Here is a 15,014-nt window from a genome sequence, read left to right as displayed (position 1 = left end):
CCACCCCCACCCGCCGCACGTGCCCGGCCTCCGTCCAGGGAGACGGCGGGCCGGCGCGCGTGGCGGGCCGCCGCGACGCCCGCCCCGCCGGCCGGCTACCGGCGCACCCCTCAGCCCGATCCACCCTCCGGCCCTATGCCTTCGGCGGGTAAGACCTCAGGCCCGATGCCCGTGGTGGGTAGGAACTCCGGCACGACGTCGCCCGCGGTGGGGTTCGCTCTCGGGTCCTGCCCTTTGACCGGGGGTTTTAGGGGTGAAGGGATTGGAGGATTTTGTGGAGCTTCGTCTGGTTCTCCAGGCCGATGCCCGGAAGGTCGGGTAGCCGGAGGTGGCCGTCCTCGACCACGGCGTCGTCGGCGAAGCCGCCCGTGGGCTCGAACTCGCCCGGGTAGGACTCGTTGCCCCCGAGCTTCAGGGCGGCGGCGATGTGCAGGGCGAACTGGTGCCCGCCATGAGGGACGCAGCGCCGGGCGGACCAGCCGTGCCGCCGGAGCATGGCCTGGATGCGCAGGTATTCGGCCAGGCCGTAACTGAGGACCGGGTCGATCTGGATGAGGTCGCGGTCGGGGCGCATGCCGGCGTACCGCAGGAGGTTGCGGGCGTCGGGCAGGGAGAAGAGGTTCTCGCCGGTGGCCAGCGGCCCCGGGTACCGCTCGGCCAGGGTGGCGTGCAGGGCGTGGTCGAGCGGGTCGCCGGGTTCCTCGTACCAGGCCAGGCCGTAGGGTTCGAGGGCCGCGCCGTACGCCAGGGCGGTGGCGAGGTCGAAGCGGCCGTTGGCGTCCACGGCGAGGTGGGCGCCGTCCACGACGTCGAGGACGGCTTCGACGCGGCGCAGGTCCTCCCGCAGCGACGCGCCGCCGATCTTCATCTTGACGGTGGTGTAGCCGAGGCCGAGGAAGCGCCGCATCTCCGCCTGGAGGTCCTTGAGCGTCTTGCCGGGGGAGTAGTAGCCGCCGGCGGCGTAGACGAAGACGGACCCGTCCGGCTCGCCGAGGGCGTGGCGCTCGCACAGCCAGCGGTACAGCGGCTTGTCCTCGATCTTGGCGGCCAGGTCGTGCAGGGCCATGTCGAGCACGCCGACCGCGACGGAACGCTCGCCGTGGCCGCCGGGTTTCTCGTCGCCGGTCATGACGGGCAGCGCCTTGACCGGGTCGAAGGTGACGCCGTCGTCGGTCAGCAGGCTGTCCGGATCGGCTTCGAGCAGGCGGGGCGCGACGCGGCGGCGGATGATCTCGCCCGCGCTGTAGCGGCCGTTGGAGCTGAAGCCGTAGCCGGTCAGCGGGCGGCCGTTCCTCATGACGTCGCTGACGACCGCCACGATGGAGCAGTCCATGCGGCCGAAGCCGATGTAGGCGTTGGCGATGGACGAGCTGATCGGGACGGTTCCCTCATGGATGGCGATGATCCGCGGCATGGGCCTTCTCCTTGCGTGGGCCGCCGATGGTCTTCTCGAACAGTTCGCGGTCGAGGCCGCCCTCCTCCCACCGGGCCACGACCACCGCGGCCACGGCGTTGCCGAGCACGTTCGTGACGGCCCTGATCAGGGAGAGGAAACGGTCGACCGACAACACCAGCGCGAGGCCGGCGACGGGCACCAGCCGCACCGCCGCCACGGTGTTGGCCAGCGTCACGAACGCCGACCCGGTGACCCCGGCGGTGCCCTTGGACAGCACCAGGAAGACCAGGAACAGCAGGAGCTGGTCGCCGAGGCCGAGCGGCACGCCGTACACCTGACCGATGAAGACGACGCAGATGGGGATGACGACGGCGACGCCGTCGAGGTTGAAGGAGTAGCCGGTCGGGACGACCAGGCCGACCACCGAGCGCTTGCAGCCGAACTCCTCCAGGCGGGCCATGAGCTGCGGCATGACCGACTCCGACGAGGACGTCCCGAGCACGATGTACAGCTCGCGGCGCAGAGCGCGGACCAGGCGCAGATAGGAGAAGCCGGCCATACGGCAGATCGGGACCAGGACGACCAGCATGAAGACGGCCAGCGCGAGGACGGAGACGCCGACGAGCTTCATGAGCGCGGTCAGGGTCTCCGGGCCGTACTTGCCGACCGTGTACGCGACGGCGCCGAAGGTGCCGATCGGCGCCAGGTACATGATGAAGCGGATCATGCTGAAGAACACCTCGGCCAGGCGCGTGCACCCGCGGGCGACGGGCTCGCCCACCTCGGGCGGCAGGGCGAGCAGGGCCAGGGCGAACAGCACGGCGAAGATCAGCACCTGGAGGACCTCGCCGGTGGCGAAGGAGCCGACGGCGTTGTCGGGGATCATGTGCGTGAGCCAGTCGGCGAAGGTACGCTCCGTGCCGCCCTTGACGTAGTCCGTCAGCTCCTCCGAGGCGCCGGCGGGCGGGGCGACCCCCGCGCCGGGCCGCAGGAGGTTGACGGCGGCCAGGCCGATGAGCATGCCGAGCGTGGTGACGATCTCGAAGTAGATGATCGCCTTCAGCGCGATCCTGCCGACCGACTTCAGGTTGCCCGCCGAGACGATGCCGCTGACCACGACCAGGAACACCACCGGCGCGATCACCAGCTTGATGAGCGCGATGAAGACGTCGGCCAGGGGCTTGAGCTGGGCGCCGGTCTCCGGCCACAGCAACCCGAAGATCGCGGCGGCGACCGCCGCGACGAGCACCTGCATGCTGGTGTTACGCGCCAACGCCCGCATGGCTACCGCACCAGGGTGTCGCGGAGCGCGCCGCGGTCGACGTCGAGTCCGAGCCCCGGCCGGCCGGACAGCGAGATCTTCCCGGCCTCCGGAGCGGGGGAGCCGGGGAACAGCTGCCGGCCGACCTGGCCCATGCCGAGGTGCCATTCGAGGATCCAGCCGTTCATCAGCCCCGCGAGGGTGTGCATGCTGAACAGCGGCCACCCGCCGCCGTGCGCGATCGGCAGGTTGTAGATCTGGGCCAGGTGGGCGGCCTTGCGCGCCTCGGTGAAGCCGCCGCAGTAGCAGGGGTTGGGCTGCAGGATGTCCACGGCGCGGCGTTCGACCAGTTCGCGCAGGCGCCAGCGGTGGCCTTCCATCTGCCCGGCGGCCAGCGGGATCGAGGTGTGCTCGCGCAGGTCGGCCAGGGCGCGGGCGTCGTTCTGGTGCAGCGGTTCCTCGAACCAGGTCAGGTCGCAGTCCTCGACGGCGCGGGCCAGGTACTTGGCCTCGGTGGGGGTGAATAGGTAGTTGGCGTCGATCATGAGGTCAACGTCGCCGCCCACCGCCTCGCGCACGGCCCGGATCCGGCGGGCGTCCTCGCGCCAGCCGCCCTCGTCCACGCCGACGACCATCTTCAGCGCGGTGAACCCGGCCGCCACCTGGAGACGGGCGGCCTCGGCGAGCTGGTCCCTGTCGTACTGCGGGAAGCCGAAGGTCACATACACCGGCAGTTGTGTACGGGCGCCGCCGAGCAGGGAGGCCACCGTGCGGCCCTCGTGTTTGCCGGCGATGTCCCACAGGGCGATGTCCAGCAGGGACAGGGCGCTGGAGACCACGCCGGTCATCGTCCGGGGGTTGAGCTTCTGCCAGACGCGCTGGTGGACGGCTTCGACCTCGCGCGGGTCGAGGCCGGCGACGATGGGCAGGAAGTGGTGTTCCAGGGCGGCGACGACGGAGCGGGCCAGGAAGTGGCCGGTGATGGCCACGCCGGTCAGGCCCTCGTCGGTCTCGACCTCGCAGAAGACGAACTCCTTCTGCTCGGCTCTGCCGTACCCGTCGACCCGGCCCTCCAGCAGCGGCACCTCGATCGAGGTGGTGTGCACGCCGGCCCGGATGTCCTTGATCTTCATGCTGTTCCTTCGTCCAGGGGGTGGTGGAAGGAGCTTCCCCCTGAAAATCGTCAACTGTCAACGATTTGCAATTTGCGGAAGGCTGGGGTAGGGAAGATCGGATGGGCGACTACACCGACGCGCTCCGGCGCCGGGTGGCCGAGCGGCAGGCCACCTCACTTCCCCAGCTGATCGTCGAAGAGCTCGAAAACATGATCATCAACGGCACGCTGAAAGGCGGTGACCGGATCAACGAGTCGGCGCTGGCCATGCGGCTGGGCGTCAGCCGCGGGCCGGTCCGCGAGGCCTGCCGCCAGCTCGAACGCAGCAGGCTGGCCGAGTTCCGGGCCAACCGCGGCATGTTCGTCAGGGAGATCTCGGTCGAGCAGGCGGCCCAGCTCTACGACATCCGGGCGAGCCTGTTCGGGCTGGCCGGGCGGCTGGCCGCCGAGCGGGCCGGCGAGGACGACGTCGCCGGGCTGCTGGAGGTGGTCGAGCGGCTCCGGGACTGCGCCGACATGGATCACTACTATCCGCTCAACGTGGACCTGCACCGGCGCCTGGTGGCGTTGTCCGGCAATCCCCGTCTGGTTGAGCTTTATGACGATATTTCTAAGGAACTGCACCTGTTCCGGCGGCACGGCCTGGAGCCGGACGCCGCCCGGCAGATCTCCAACGCCCAGCACCGGGAGATCGTCGAGCGCATCGCCGCCGGCGACGCGGTCACGGTCGGCCGCCTGATGGAGGAGCACATCCTGGCCGGCAAGAGCCGCATGCTGGGCGGCGCATCACACGGCACACCACACGCCGCACCACATGGCGTACCGCACAAAGCGTGATATGTCGGGACATGCGGCGCGGGCGGCGCAAAAACGCCAGGCAAGATCCCTCCCGCTCGCCGATCCGTGGGCATAGTGTGAGGTGATGGATCGTCGCATCTTCGGACTCGAGAACGAGTATGGCGTGACCTGCACGTTCAGGGGACAGCGCAGGCTGTCTCCGGACGAGGTCGCGCGCTACCTCTTCCGCCGAGTCGTGTCCTGGGGCCGATCGAGCAACGTCTTCCTCCGCAACGGCGCCCGCCTCTACCTCGACGTGGGCAGCCACCCCGAGTACGCCACCCCCGAGTGTGACAACGTCGTCGAACTCGTGACGCACGACAAGGCGGGCGAGCGCATCCTCGAAGGCCTTCTCGTCGACGCCGAGAAACGCCTGCGCGAGGAGGGCATCGCCGGCGACATCTACCTCTTCAAGAACAACACCGACTCCGCCGGGAACTCCTACGGCTGCCACGAGAACTACCTGGTCGGCCGGCACGGGGAGTTCGGCCGCCTGGCCGACGTGCTCATCCCGTTCCTGGTCACCCGGCAGATCATCTGCGGCGCCGGCAAGGTGCTGCAGACGCCGCGCGGGGCCGTGTACTGCGTCTCGCAGCGCGCCGAGCACATCTGGGAGGGCGTCTCCAGCGCCACCACGAGGTCGCGGCCGATCATCAACACCCGCGACGAGCCCCACGCCGACGCCGAGCGCTTCCGCCGCCTGCACGTCATCGTGGGCGACTCCAACATGAGCGAGTCCACGATGCTGCTCAAGGTCGGCGCGACCGACCTGGTGCTGCGCATGATCGAGGCGGGCACGGTGATGCGCGACCTGTCGCTGGAGAACCCGATCAGGGCCATCCGCGAGGTCTCCCACGACATGACGGGCCGTCGCCGGGTACGGCTGGCCAACGGGCGCGAGGCCTCCAGCCTGGAGATCCAGCAGGAGTACCTGTCCAAGGCGAAGGACTTCGTCGACCGCCGGGGCGGTGACCCGATCGCCCACCGGGTGCTGGAGCTGTGGGAGCGCACGCTGCGCGCGGTCGAGACGGGCAACCTCGACCTGGTCTCGCGCGAGATCGACTGGGTGACCAAGTACCAGCTGATCGAGCGCTACCGCAAGAAGTACGACCTGCCGCTGTCCTCGCCGCGCGTGGCGCAGCTCGACCTGGCCTACCACGACGTGCACCGCAAGCGCGGGCTGTTCTACCTGCTGCAGAAGCGCGGCGCGGTGGAGCGGGTGGCCTCCGACCTGAAGATCTTCGAGGCCAAGTCGGTGCCGCCGCAGACCACCAGGGCGCGGCTGCGCGGCGAGTTCATCCGCAAGGCGCAGGAGAAGCGCCGCGACTTCACCGTCGACTGGGTGCATCTGAAGCTCAACGACCAGGCGCAGCGCACCGTGCTGTGCAAAGACCCGTTCCGCAGTGTGGACGAGAGGGTGGACAAGCTCATCGCCGGAATGTAGTGGGTCGTTTACCCCGGGCCTACATCGGTCTCGGATAGGGTGGCGCGAACCTAGACGTCTGTCCCGAGGGAAGTCCATGCGCCGCCGCCTGGCCGTACTGGCCGCCGTGCCTTTGATCTTCACCGCCGCCGCGTGCGGTACCGCCGAGCCGACCGGCTCCACATCGGCCACCGCGTCGTCGGGGGTGAAGGTCGCAGGCAACCTCAACGTCAAGCCGACGGTGACCTTCCCCTCGGGTACGCCCGCCGCCAAGTCGTCCTATGAGGTGATCAACGCGGGCACCGGCCCCGCGATCAAGAGCGGCGACAAGCTGATCGTCAACCTGACCGTCTACGACTGGGACGGCAAGACCAACGCCTTGCAGGGCTCCTCCTACGACTCCAAGCAGCCGGAGACGATCGCGATCGACCAGCAGCTGCCCAAGGTCCTGCAGGACGGCTTCGCCAAGGTCAAGCACGGAGGCAGGCTGCTGGCGGTCCTGGCCGCCGACGCCGCCCCGCAGCAGCAGCAACAGCAGGCCGCCGCCCAGCCGACCAAGGTGTTCGTGCTGGACGTGGTCGGCGGCGCGCCCGTCGCGCTCAAGGCCGCCACCGGCGAGGAGACCAAGGAGTCCATCAAGGGCGTCAAGGTCGTCAGCCCGGGCGGCGAGAAGGCGCCCACGCTGACCACCAAGACCGGTGACAAGGCGCCCAAGGACCTGGTCGTCAAGACCGTGATCAAGGGCACCGGCAAGCCCGTCGCGGCCAACCAGACCCTCGACGTGCACTACACCGGCAAGATCTGGGGCACCGACAAGCAGTTCGACTCCAGCTGGGAGCGGGGCCAGCCGGCCAACTTCCCGCTGAGCGGCGTCATCCAGGGCTGGCAGAAGGGCCTGGTCGGCGTGCCGGTCGGCAGCCGCGTCGTGATGAGCATCCCGCCCGCCATGGGCTACGGCGACAAGGAGCAGAACGGCATCCCCGCCAACAGCACGCTCGTGTTCGTCGTGGACGTCCTCGCGGCTTACTGACGCCTGGTCTGACAACGCGGTAGCATCTCGTGGCCCGGGGCATCGCCCCGGGCCACTGGCGTTGGTGCGGAAGGACGTCGATGCGGCCGACCCTGCTCCTGATCCCGGCCCTCGCGCTGAGCGCGTGCACCGCCCCCGCCGCGCAGGACCCCGGGCTGAGGGTCGGCGGCGCGTTCGGCGCCAGGCCCTCGGTGGCCTTCCCCGCGGGCAGGCCCTCGGGGAGTTTGCAGATCGACCAGCTGACCGCGGGAAAGGGCGCCCGGCTGGGCGCGACGGACGTGGCGATCGTCCACTACACCGCGCACGTCTGGGACGGCCGGGAGAACCGCCAGGTCGACTCCAGCTTCACCCGCGGCGCTCCGGCGGCCTTCCCCGTCGGGCAGCTCGTTCCGGGGCTGGACAAGGCATTGCGCGGGCGGACGGTGGGCAGCCGGGTGATCGCCGCCATCCCGCCGGCCGAGGGCTTCGGCGCCAACCCGCCGCAGGGCGTCGGCCCGTCCGACGGGCTCTTCTACGTGATCGACATTCTGGGCGCGCACGCCAAGGGCGCGTCGGTCCAGGGGCGCGCGGGCGCGTACGCGGGAATCAGGGTCGGCGGCGGCGCGCGGCCGGTGCTGTCGCTGCCGCTCGCCCGGCCGCCCGCACGCTATGCCGCCAAGGTCCTGGTCAGGGGTGACGGGCCGCGGGTCGGGCGGGGGCAGCTCGTGGTCACGCAGTACGAGGGCGCGGTGTGGGAGCGGCGGCGCGTGTTCGACTCCACCTGGACGAGCGGGCGGCCGCGCGCGTTCACGGTCGGCGACGGCGGCGTCATCAAGGCGTGGGAACGCGCGCTGACCGGCGTGCCCGTCGGCAGCCGCGTCCTGGTCGTCGCCCCGCCGCGGACGGCCTACGGCAGCGCCGGCCTGCCCGCCTTCGGCATCCGCGGCGCCGACACCCTGGTCTTCGTCGTGGACGTGCTGGCCGCCTACCGATGAGCGCGGGGACCTAGACTCGCGGGCGTGAACGACGACCTCGACGCGCTGGCGCACCTGCAGGACCCGGTACGGCGGGCCCTGTACGACCACGTCGTGGCCCGGGGCGGCGAGGTCGGCAGGGCGGAGGCGGCCGAGGCCGCCGGAGTCTCCCGCACGCTGGCCGCCCACCACCTCGACAAGCTGGTCGAGGCCGGGCTGCTGGAGGCGGGCTTTCGCGCCCCGGACAAGAAGGGCCCCGGCAGCGGCCGGCCGGCCAAGGTCTACCGGCGGGCCAAGACCGAGCGGTCGGTGAGCCTGCCGCCGCGCGACTACGGCGTGCTGGCCGGCCTGCTGGCCGAGGTGGTCGGGACGCTGGGCGCCGAGGATCGGGCCGAGACGGCCGCGCGCCGGGCGGGCGAGCGGCTGGGCCGGGGCCGCCGGGGCGAGCCGGTCGCCGCCGTGCTGCGCGAGCGGGGCTACGAGCCGTACACCGACGGCGGCGTCCTGCGCATGCGCAACTGCCCCTTCCACACGCTGTCGGAGGAGCAGCCGGTGCTGGTGTGCGCGATGAACCTGGCCCTGTGCCAGGGGCTGCTGGAGGGCATGGGCGGCGATCCCGGCCTGGCCGCGCTCGATCCCCGGCCGGGGGAGTGCTGCGTCACCCTCGCCGAATCTTCTAAAACAAATGAAGATTGACATAGAAGTGCGGGCATGGTGAGGTGAAGCCCATGCACCTGGCACAGATGAACGTCGCCCGCCTGCTCGCCCCCGCCGACGACCCCCGCATCGCCGACTTCATCGACGGACTGGAACCCGTCAACGCCCTCGCCGACGCAGCGCCCGGCTTCGTGTGGCGGATGCGGGCCAACGACGAGGACCCCAGGGAACTGCTGAGCTACGACCACGACGACTACCTCGCCACCACGCTGTCGGTGTGGGAGTCACGCGAGACGCTGTGGAACTTCGTCTACCGCTCCGGCCACCTGGACTACCTGCGGCGGCGCCGGGAGTGGTTCGAGCACATCGCGGAGCCGTACGCGGTGATGTGGTGGATTCCCGTGGGGGAGCTGCCCACGACGGCGGAGGGTTTCGAGCGGCTGCGACGCCTCAGGGCCGAAGGTCCCGGCCCCGAGGCGTTCACCTTCAAGGACTTCTACGAGGCGACCGCGATGCCCAGGCACATCTCGTCCTGGGTGCCCTCGCCCCAGACCACGTAGCGCGGCGGCAGCTTCTGCAGCAGCGGCAGCTGGGCGCGCAGCGAGGCGTCGTGCGTGCACGTCACCCGGATCGTGTCGCCCTTCTTGACCGCCACCGGCTCGGGCAGCGGCTGCAGCGCCTGGTTGTCGAAGTTGTACTCGGGCACGTCGAGCAGCGTGCGCCCGCCCGCCTTGCCCGGGTTGAGCTCCACCTTGATCGAACGGCCCAGCAGGTGCATGTGCCCGGCCAGCGCGTGCAGCGTGAAGGCTGCCGGCGAGGTCAGGTCGCAGTGCTGCGTGGGGCCCGGCTTGACCTTGCCCTTCGCGCACTGCTCCAGCAGCGCCCCCGCCTGCGTGGCCGACGCGCGCCCGAGGCGCTCGCCGACGTCCTGGATGGCCGCCTCGCGCTCGCACAGCGGGCCCTTCTCCCGCGCGGTGCACGGCAGCTCGGTCGGCGCGGGGAACAGCGCCGTCATCAGCGGCGTGCGCGTGCCCGACGCCAGGCGCAGCCGCACGCTCGACTGGTCGGTGCCGGCCGGCTTCCCGTCCAGCGCCAGCGTGCTGTAGTGCACCTGCATGACCAGCGCGCCGCCCTTGGCCATCGGATAGCCGAGCTTCGGATCCAGCAGCACCTCATCGGTGCCGGGCGCCCAGTGGCCGATCCAGGCCGCGCGGTCCACGCCGGCGTTGCCGAAGCAGGTCCAGCCCTCGCCCGCGTCCTTGGCGTCGACCTCCTTCACCTCGGCCAGCGCCTCCGGCGCCACCGAGAACAGGATCGCGTGATGGACCACGTCGGTGTTCTGGGCGGCGAACTGGGTGCCGGTCAGGAACGCGTCGGCCCCGGCCAGGCCGGGGTCGATCAGGAAGCACCGGTAGACGTCGGTGCCGCCGGCCGCCGGCTCGGGCTTGTACGGCCTGGGCATGGTCGCCGTCACGAAACGTTCACCCGCACGCAGCGGGGCGGCCGGCGCCGGGGTGGCAGAACCGTGCAGTCCGTGCCCTCCATGCGAAGCCGTCGCCGACGGCGGCGGCGACGGTGACGCGCTGGTGCCTGATCCCCGGGCCGGTCCGTTCCCGCAGGCCGCCAGCAGCAGTGCCGCGACGGCAAGCACGACGCCCGCCCCGATGCGTGTGCGTGTCATGCCTCCACGCTCTCGCGTCCAGGCGTGAGCGTCATCACACTCAGGGCTGATCCGTCTACGCCTCAGGTCGGAGCCCGCGTCTACCCCAGAAGGCCTGCCGTATGCCGGCCCGCCGCCGCTGAGGTGAGGAAATAGGCCAGATCCTCCTCCAGCCCGCGTCCCATCGTCGACAACCGCACGGGCGCGGCGCTCAGCGCCTCATGGAGGCCCTCGACCGGGACCGCCACCAGTTCGTGCCGTACGGCCAGCATCTCCGCCTGGTCCCTGACCCGCTCCCCGAACGCCCCCGGCAGCTCCGGCACCGGCACCTGCGCGGGGGCCAGCGCCACCCGCCCATAGGCGGTCAGCGAGTGGTGGGAGACCCCCACGTGCCGCTCGCGCCTGTCGCCCTCGCTGACCCGCAGCGCCGCCACCGGCCGCCCGCGCAGCACGGCCGCGGCGTTGACCGCCTCGCCCGCCGAGACGCCGGAGAAGCCCCACCGCGTGCCCGTGCCGAGGTTGCCGGGGCCCTGGGTCACGATGGCCACGTCCGCCTCCAGCACGTGCCTGGCCGCCAGCAGCCCGGTGTGCGTCGTGACCGCCTCCACGTCGCCGCCGAAGGCCTGGCCCACCGTCACGACCCCGCTCAGCCAGCCGATCTCGCGCAGCTTCGCGCACGACATGGAGAACCAGGCGGGCAGGGCGCCGCCGTCCAGCATCACGTAGGCCACCCGCACGCCGGGGCGCGCGGCGTACAGGCCGCACAGGATCGGCGCCAGCGCCGAGTGCAGGTCGGCCACCACGACCGGCATGCCGTCCAGCGAGTCGGCCTCGCGCAGAAGCTCGTGGTAGGGCGAATCCTGCTCGTCCGCGCCCAGCACCGTGGCCTGCAGCGGGGTGTAGCGAGCCTTCACGAGGTGACCGGGACCGGTGGGATCTTCCGGCAATCTGTTCGGGACGGCCACCACCATGGCGTAACCTCCCGTACCGAGACCCATCGCGAGTGCCGTCGTGTTGAGCAGCACCTCGTCGCCGGGTTCCGGGCGGCCCACCAGGGGAGGGTAGGCCAGCGCCCGGCACTCACCCTCGGGAACGGCGACGTCGAGCTCCACCGCCCCAGGCCACTCGCGCCGGATCCGCGTCACCTCGCCCATGCGCCATCTGATCACCAGGGCAGGGTAGCGTCGAACACAGGAGGAGTGAGGGCAGATGTCGCGCCGTAAGACCGAGCGGTTGCTCAATCTTGTGATCTGCCTGCTCGCCACGCGCCGGCCGTTGTCGGCCGAGCAGATCCGCCAGGCCGTGCCGGGCTACGACCGCGACGGCGACGAGGCGTTCCAGCGCATGTTCGAACGCGACAAGAACGAGCTGCGCGAGATCGGCATCCCCATCGACGTCGTCCGCGACCCGTGGGAGGACGAGCCCGGCTACCGCATCGAGCGCCAGTCCTACGAGCTGCCCGAGATCACGCTGGAGGCCGACGAGGCCGCGGTGCTCGGCCTGGCCGCGCAGGTGTGGCAGCGCGCCAGCCTCGCCGAGGCGGCCTCGGGGGCGCTGCTGAAGCTGCGCGCGGGCGGCGTGGCCACCGACGCGGCCGGCGGCGGGGCGCTGGAGCTGCGCGTCGACACCCGCGACCCCGCCTTCCCGGCGCTCTGGGACGCCGTGCGCGACCGGCGCGTGGTCCGCTTCGACTACCGCAGCGCCGGCAGCGAGAACGTGCGCACCCGCACCGTGGAGCCGTGGGGCGTGGTCAGCCGGCGCGGCCGCTGGTACCTGGCCGGCTTCGACCGCGACCGCGACGCGCCGCGCGCCTTCCGCCTCAGCCGCATCATCGGCCAGGTCGCCGCCGTGGGCAGGACGGGCGCGGTCGAGGTGCCGCCGGGCGTCGACGTGCGCGAGATGATCGGCTTCCCCGAGGAGCCGATGGAGGAGCGCGTGGCCACCCTGCGCGTACGGCGAGGCGCGGGAGAGGGGCTGCGCCAGCTCGCCTCCGTCACCCGCGCGGGCGGCGGCGGATGGGACGAGGTGGAGCTGGGCTTCTCCGACCCAGAACGGCTGGCGGGCTGGATCGCCAGCATGGGCTCCGACGTGGAGCTCCTCGACCCGCCCGACGCGCGCGAGGCGGTCATCCGGCGGTTGAAGGGAGCGCTGGCATGAGCCGCGTGGTCTGGTCGGTCATGCTGTCGGGCATCGTGAAGGGGGCTCGGTCGTGAGCGGAAGCGCGGATCGGCTGCCGAGGTTGCTGTCGCTCGTGCCGTACCTGATGTCGCACCCGGGTGCGCAGGTCGGCGAGGTGGCCGAGGTGTTCGGCCTCAGCGAGAAGCAGCTCATCGACGACCTGCAGCTGGTGTGGATGTGCGGCCTGCCCGGCCACACCCCGGGCGACCTCATCGACGTCTCCTGGGACGGCGGCGAGATCGTCATCGACAACGCCGACACCATCGCCAGGCCGTTGCGCCTGGGCATCGACGAGGCCAGCGCCCTGCTGGTGGCGCTGCGGATGCTCGGCGCGATGCCGGAGTTCGCCGAGGTGCCCGGCGACGCGCTGCCGCGCGTGGTGGCCAAGCTGGAGCGAGCCGCCGGCGAGGGCGCCGCCGCCGTCAGCAGCCAGGTCGCCGTGGACGTCGACGCCGCCCCGGACGCGCTGCCCCGGGTGCGCGACGCGCTCAACAGGAAGCGCCGGCTGTCGCTGCGCTACTACGTGCCGGGCCGCGACGAGGTGACCCCGCGCGAGGTCGACCCCACCCGGGTCATGGTCGTCGACGGCCGCACCTACATGGAGGGCTGGTGCTACCGCGCCGAGGCGATGCGGTTGTTCCGCCTCGACCGCGTCGTGGGCGTCGACGTGCTGGACGTGCCCGCCGACCCGCCCGCCGACGCCGAGCCGATCGACGTCACCCAGGGCGTCTTCCGGCCCTCGCCGACCGACGAGCTGGTCGAGCTGGAGGTCAGCGCGGCCGGGCGGTGGGTGGCGGAGTACTACCCGGTCGAGGGCGTCACCGAGCTGGGCGAGGGCCGGCTGCGCATCGCGCTGCGTGCCCGTGACGAGGACTGGGTGCTCAAGCTGGCGCTGCGGCTGGGCGACACCGGCCGCGTGGCCGCCCCCGAGGCGATGGCCGAGCGGGTGCGCGAGGAGGCCGAGCGCGCCCTGGCCCTGTACGCTCACCGGTCATGACGTGGATCTTCGTGGCGATCGGGCTCGGGGTCGCGGGCATCGCCGTGCTGGTGGCCGCGGGGGTGCGGGTCCTGTCCGCGGCACGCGAGCTGAGCAGGGAACTCACCCTTGCCGAGGCCCGGATTTCGCCCGCCGAGGAACGCCTGCGGGGTCAAATCGGGATGAACAAGGCCGTGGAGGGATGAGTCTGGGCCCCGAGCAGCGTACGATCGTGGCTGAGAAAGCCTCTCGCTCGCACTAAAGGAAGTTTTCCATGTCCTTCGGACCTGAGTGGATCGTCATCATCGTGGTGCTTCTCCTGCTGTTCGGCGGCAAGAAGCTCCCTGACCTCGCCCGCGGTGTGGGCCGGTCCCTGCGCATCTTCAAGGCTGAGACCAGCGACCTGCGCAAGGAAGACGACGACGACTCCAAGACCACGGTGGTACAGGGGCAGACCGTGCAGCAGCCGGCCGCGCCCGTCAGCCCGCAGCAGATCCCGCCGGCCGTGCCCCCGCTGACGCCGGAGGAGCAGGCCCGCCGCCTTGAGGAGGAGGCCGCCCGGCTGCGTGCCAACGCCCAAGCCGACAAGCAGGCCTGACCCCCAACACACGGACGAGGACCGCACATGGCGCTGCTCAAACGGACGAGCTCCGAGAGCTCCGAGGGCTCCGAGGCACCTCAGGACTCCGAGGGCCGCATGCCGCTCATGGATCACCTCCGTGAGCTGCGCAACCGCATCGTCATCTCCGTCCTCGCCCTGGCCGTGACCACCATCGTCGGGTTGATCTTCTTCGATCCGATCTGGAAGTTCATGGCCGAGCCGTACTGCTCGCTGAAGATCTCCCAGCAGCTGCGGCCCGAGTGCACGTTCGCCGTGCGCGGCGTCTTCGAGTCCTTCTTCGTCAACCTGCAGGTCGCCGCGCTCTTCGGTCTGGTGGCCGCCTCTCCGGTGTGGCTGTACCAGGTTTGGCGGTTCGTGACGCCGGCCCTCTACCGCAACGAGAAGAAGTACACCGTCACGTTCCTGGCGATCGCCGTCCCGCTGTTCCTCGTGGGCGCCGCCTTCGCCTACCTCGTGATGGACACCGGCCTCGGCTTCCTGTTGTCGTTCATGCCCGAGAGCGCGCTGCCGTTCATCGAGATGAACGAGTACCTCAGCTACTGGGTGATCATGCTGCTGGTGTTCGGCGTCTCCTTCGAGGTGCCGCTGCTCATGGTCTTCCTGAACATCATCGGGGTGCTGCCCCGGGCGACGCTGGCCAAGCACCGCCGCCTGATCGTCTTCCTGCTCTTCGTCTTCAGCGCGATCATCACGCCCGGCGGCGACGTCTTCACCATGCTCGCCCTGACCGTGCCGATGCTGATCCTGTTCGCGCTGGCCGAGTTCGTGATGTTCCTGCGCGAGCGGCGCCTGCCCGCGACGGAGGACTACTCCGGCCTGGACGACGACGAGGCCTCGCCGCTGGACACCCCCGCGGACGTCACGGCGGACAACACCGACATGGAGACCGGCCCCGACCCGCGGTGAT

At 71.0% G+C, this 15,014-nt stretch carries 16 protein-coding genes; 11 read left to right on the top strand and 5 right to left on the bottom strand.

Annotated elements, in window-relative coordinates; all coding sequences use genetic code 11:
- Positions 1–247 precede the first annotated feature (247 nt).
- Genes ACIBI5_RS23285 through ACIBI5_RS23275 form a run of 3 tightly spaced genes read right to left on the bottom strand, consistent with a single transcriptional unit; the run spans position 248 to position 3,790 of the window.
- Complete coding sequence (locus ACIBI5_RS23285) at positions 248–1,414, bottom strand: mandelate racemase/muconate lactonizing enzyme family protein (protein ID WP_397249958.1); 1,167 nt, start codon at positions 1,412–1,414, stop codon at positions 248–250.
- Positions 1,389–2,678: a cation:dicarboxylate symporter family transporter gene (locus ACIBI5_RS23280; RefSeq protein WP_397249956.1), complete on the bottom strand. Its 1,290-nt coding sequence runs from the start codon at positions 2,676–2,678 to the stop codon at positions 1,389–1,391. Before ACIBI5_RS23280 ends, ACIBI5_RS23285 begins: the two co-directional genes overlap by 26 nt.
- A gap of 2 nt (positions 2,679–2,680) precedes the next feature.
- Complete coding sequence (locus ACIBI5_RS23275; RefSeq protein WP_397249954.1) at positions 2,681–3,790, bottom strand: mandelate racemase/muconate lactonizing enzyme family protein; 1,110 nt, start codon at positions 3,788–3,790, stop codon at positions 2,681–2,683.
- Positions 3,791–3,891: 101 nt separating this feature from the next.
- On the opposite strand from ACIBI5_RS23275, the gene ACIBI5_RS23270 reads away from it, so the two are divergent.
- The 6 genes from ACIBI5_RS23270 to ACIBI5_RS23245 all read left to right on the top strand — a co-directional run bounded on the left by ACIBI5_RS23270 (position 3,892) and on the right by ACIBI5_RS23245 (position 9,231).
- Positions 3,892–4,608 carry an FCD domain-containing protein gene (locus tag ACIBI5_RS23270; protein WP_397249952.1) on the top strand — a complete coding sequence of 239 codons (717 nt, stop codon included), beginning with the start codon at positions 3,892–3,894 and terminating at the stop codon, positions 4,606–4,608.
- An 85-nt stretch (positions 4,609–4,693) separates the two neighbouring features.
- Positions 4,694–6,052: a Pup--protein ligase gene (gene pafA, locus ACIBI5_RS23265; RefSeq protein WP_379623533.1), complete on the top strand. Its 1,359-nt coding sequence runs from the start codon at positions 4,694–4,696 to the stop codon at positions 6,050–6,052.
- Positions 6,053–6,128: 76 nt separating this feature from the next.
- Positions 6,129–7,061 carry an FKBP-type peptidyl-prolyl cis-trans isomerase gene (locus tag ACIBI5_RS23260; protein WP_397249950.1) on the top strand — a complete coding sequence of 311 codons (933 nt, stop codon included), beginning with the start codon at positions 6,129–6,131 and terminating at the stop codon, positions 7,059–7,061.
- 80 nt (positions 7,062–7,141) lie between these two features.
- Positions 7,142–8,035 carry an FKBP-type peptidyl-prolyl cis-trans isomerase gene (locus ACIBI5_RS23255; RefSeq protein ID WP_397249948.1) on the top strand — a complete coding sequence of 298 codons (894 nt, stop codon included), beginning with the start codon at positions 7,142–7,144 and terminating at the stop codon, positions 8,033–8,035.
- Between the two features lie 24 nt (positions 8,036–8,059).
- Positions 8,060–8,710, top strand: a complete 651-nt coding sequence (locus tag ACIBI5_RS23250; RefSeq protein WP_397249946.1) for a helix-turn-helix transcriptional regulator — start codon at positions 8,060–8,062, stop codon at positions 8,708–8,710.
- Positions 8,711–8,742: 32 nt separating this feature from the next.
- The gene (locus ACIBI5_RS23245; RefSeq protein WP_397249944.1) at positions 8,743–9,231 is read left to right on the top strand and encodes a DUF3291 domain-containing protein; all 489 of its coding nucleotides are present in this window, start codon (positions 8,743–8,745) and stop codon (positions 9,229–9,231) included.
- Here ACIBI5_RS23245 and ACIBI5_RS23240 read toward each other — a convergent pair.
- Positions 9,168–10,352 (bottom strand): monooxygenase, encoded by a 1,185-nt coding sequence (locus ACIBI5_RS23240; RefSeq protein WP_397249942.1) that lies wholly within the window; start codon positions 10,350–10,352, stop codon positions 9,168–9,170. The two genes, ACIBI5_RS23245 and ACIBI5_RS23240, sit on opposite strands and share 64 nt — an antisense overlap.
- An 80-nt stretch (positions 10,353–10,432) precedes the next feature.
- Positions 10,433–11,500 (bottom strand): DUF3866 family protein, encoded by a 1,068-nt coding sequence (locus ACIBI5_RS23235; protein ID WP_379623545.1) that lies wholly within the window; start codon positions 11,498–11,500, stop codon positions 10,433–10,435.
- A gap of 40 nt (positions 11,501–11,540) precedes the next feature.
- On the opposite strand from ACIBI5_RS23235, the gene ACIBI5_RS23230 reads away from it, so the two are divergent.
- From ACIBI5_RS23230 to tatC, 5 genes are all read left to right on the top strand, one after another.
- Entirely contained in the window at positions 11,541–12,488 is a 948-nt protein-coding gene (locus ACIBI5_RS23230) for a helix-turn-helix transcriptional regulator (protein ID WP_397249940.1), read from the top strand.
- A gap of 52 nt (positions 12,489–12,540) precedes the next feature.
- Positions 12,541–13,506 carry a helix-turn-helix transcriptional regulator gene (locus tag ACIBI5_RS23225; protein ID WP_397249938.1) on the top strand — a complete coding sequence of 322 codons (966 nt, stop codon included), beginning with the start codon at positions 12,541–12,543 and terminating at the stop codon, positions 13,504–13,506.
- Positions 13,503–13,691: a hypothetical protein gene (locus tag ACIBI5_RS23220; protein WP_397249936.1), complete on the top strand. Its 189-nt coding sequence runs from the start codon at positions 13,503–13,505 to the stop codon at positions 13,689–13,691. Before ACIBI5_RS23225 ends, ACIBI5_RS23220 begins: the two co-directional genes overlap by 4 nt.
- Before the next feature lie 68 nt (positions 13,692–13,759).
- Positions 13,760–14,083, top strand: coding sequence for a Sec-independent protein translocase subunit TatA (tatA, locus tag ACIBI5_RS23215; protein ID WP_379623553.1), 324 nt, complete (start codon positions 13,760–13,762; stop codon positions 14,081–14,083).
- A gap of 27 nt (positions 14,084–14,110) precedes the next feature.
- Positions 14,111–15,013, top strand: coding sequence for a twin-arginine translocase subunit TatC (tatC, locus tag ACIBI5_RS23210; protein WP_397249934.1), 903 nt, complete (start codon positions 14,111–14,113; stop codon positions 15,011–15,013).
- Position 15,014: the final 1 nt, after the last annotated feature.

The sequence above is a fragment of the Nonomuraea sp. NPDC050540 genome (genome assembly GCF_044457485.1).
Classification (GTDB): domain Bacteria; phylum Actinomycetota; class Actinomycetes; order Streptosporangiales; family Streptosporangiaceae; genus Nonomuraea.
The sequence above is the reverse complement of the archived record's forward strand: the minus strand, read 5'-3'. Positions and strand labels throughout refer to the sequence as shown.

Coding starts and splice junctions, on each gene's coding strand:
- tatA (WP_379623553.1), top strand. CDS start 13,760: ATGTCCTTCGGACCTGAGTGGATCGTCATCATCGTGGTGCTTCTCCTG.
- ACIBI5_RS23275 (WP_397249954.1), bottom strand. CDS start 3,790: ATGAAGATCAAGGACATCCGGGCCGGCGTGCACACCACCTCGATCGAG.
- ACIBI5_RS23260 (WP_397249950.1), top strand. CDS start 6,129: ATGCGCCGCCGCCTGGCCGTACTGGCCGCCGTGCCTTTGATCTTCACC.
- ACIBI5_RS23220 (WP_397249936.1), top strand. CDS start 13,503: ATGACGTGGATCTTCGTGGCGATCGGGCTCGGGGTCGCGGGCATCGCC.
- ACIBI5_RS23255 (WP_397249948.1), top strand. CDS start 7,142: ATGCGGCCGACCCTGCTCCTGATCCCGGCCCTCGCGCTGAGCGCGTGC.
- ACIBI5_RS23245 (WP_397249944.1), top strand. CDS start 8,743: ATGCACCTGGCACAGATGAACGTCGCCCGCCTGCTCGCCCCCGCCGAC.
- ACIBI5_RS23270 (WP_397249952.1), top strand. CDS start 3,892: ATGGGCGACTACACCGACGCGCTCCGGCGCCGGGTGGCCGAGCGGCAG.
- ACIBI5_RS23280 (WP_397249956.1), bottom strand. CDS start 2,678: ATGCGGGCGTTGGCGCGTAACACCAGCATGCAGGTGCTCGTCGCGGCG.
- ACIBI5_RS23230 (WP_397249940.1), top strand. CDS start 11,541: ATGTCGCGCCGTAAGACCGAGCGGTTGCTCAATCTTGTGATCTGCCTG.
- ACIBI5_RS23285 (WP_397249958.1), bottom strand. CDS start 1,414: ATGCCGCGGATCATCGCCATCCATGAGGGAACCGTCCCGATCAGCTCG.
- tatC (WP_397249934.1), top strand. CDS start 14,111: ATGGCGCTGCTCAAACGGACGAGCTCCGAGAGCTCCGAGGGCTCCGAG.
- pafA (WP_379623533.1), top strand. CDS start 4,694: ATGGATCGTCGCATCTTCGGACTCGAGAACGAGTATGGCGTGACCTGC.
- ACIBI5_RS23240 (WP_397249942.1), bottom strand. CDS start 10,352: ATGACACGCACACGCATCGGGGCGGGCGTCGTGCTTGCCGTCGCGGCA.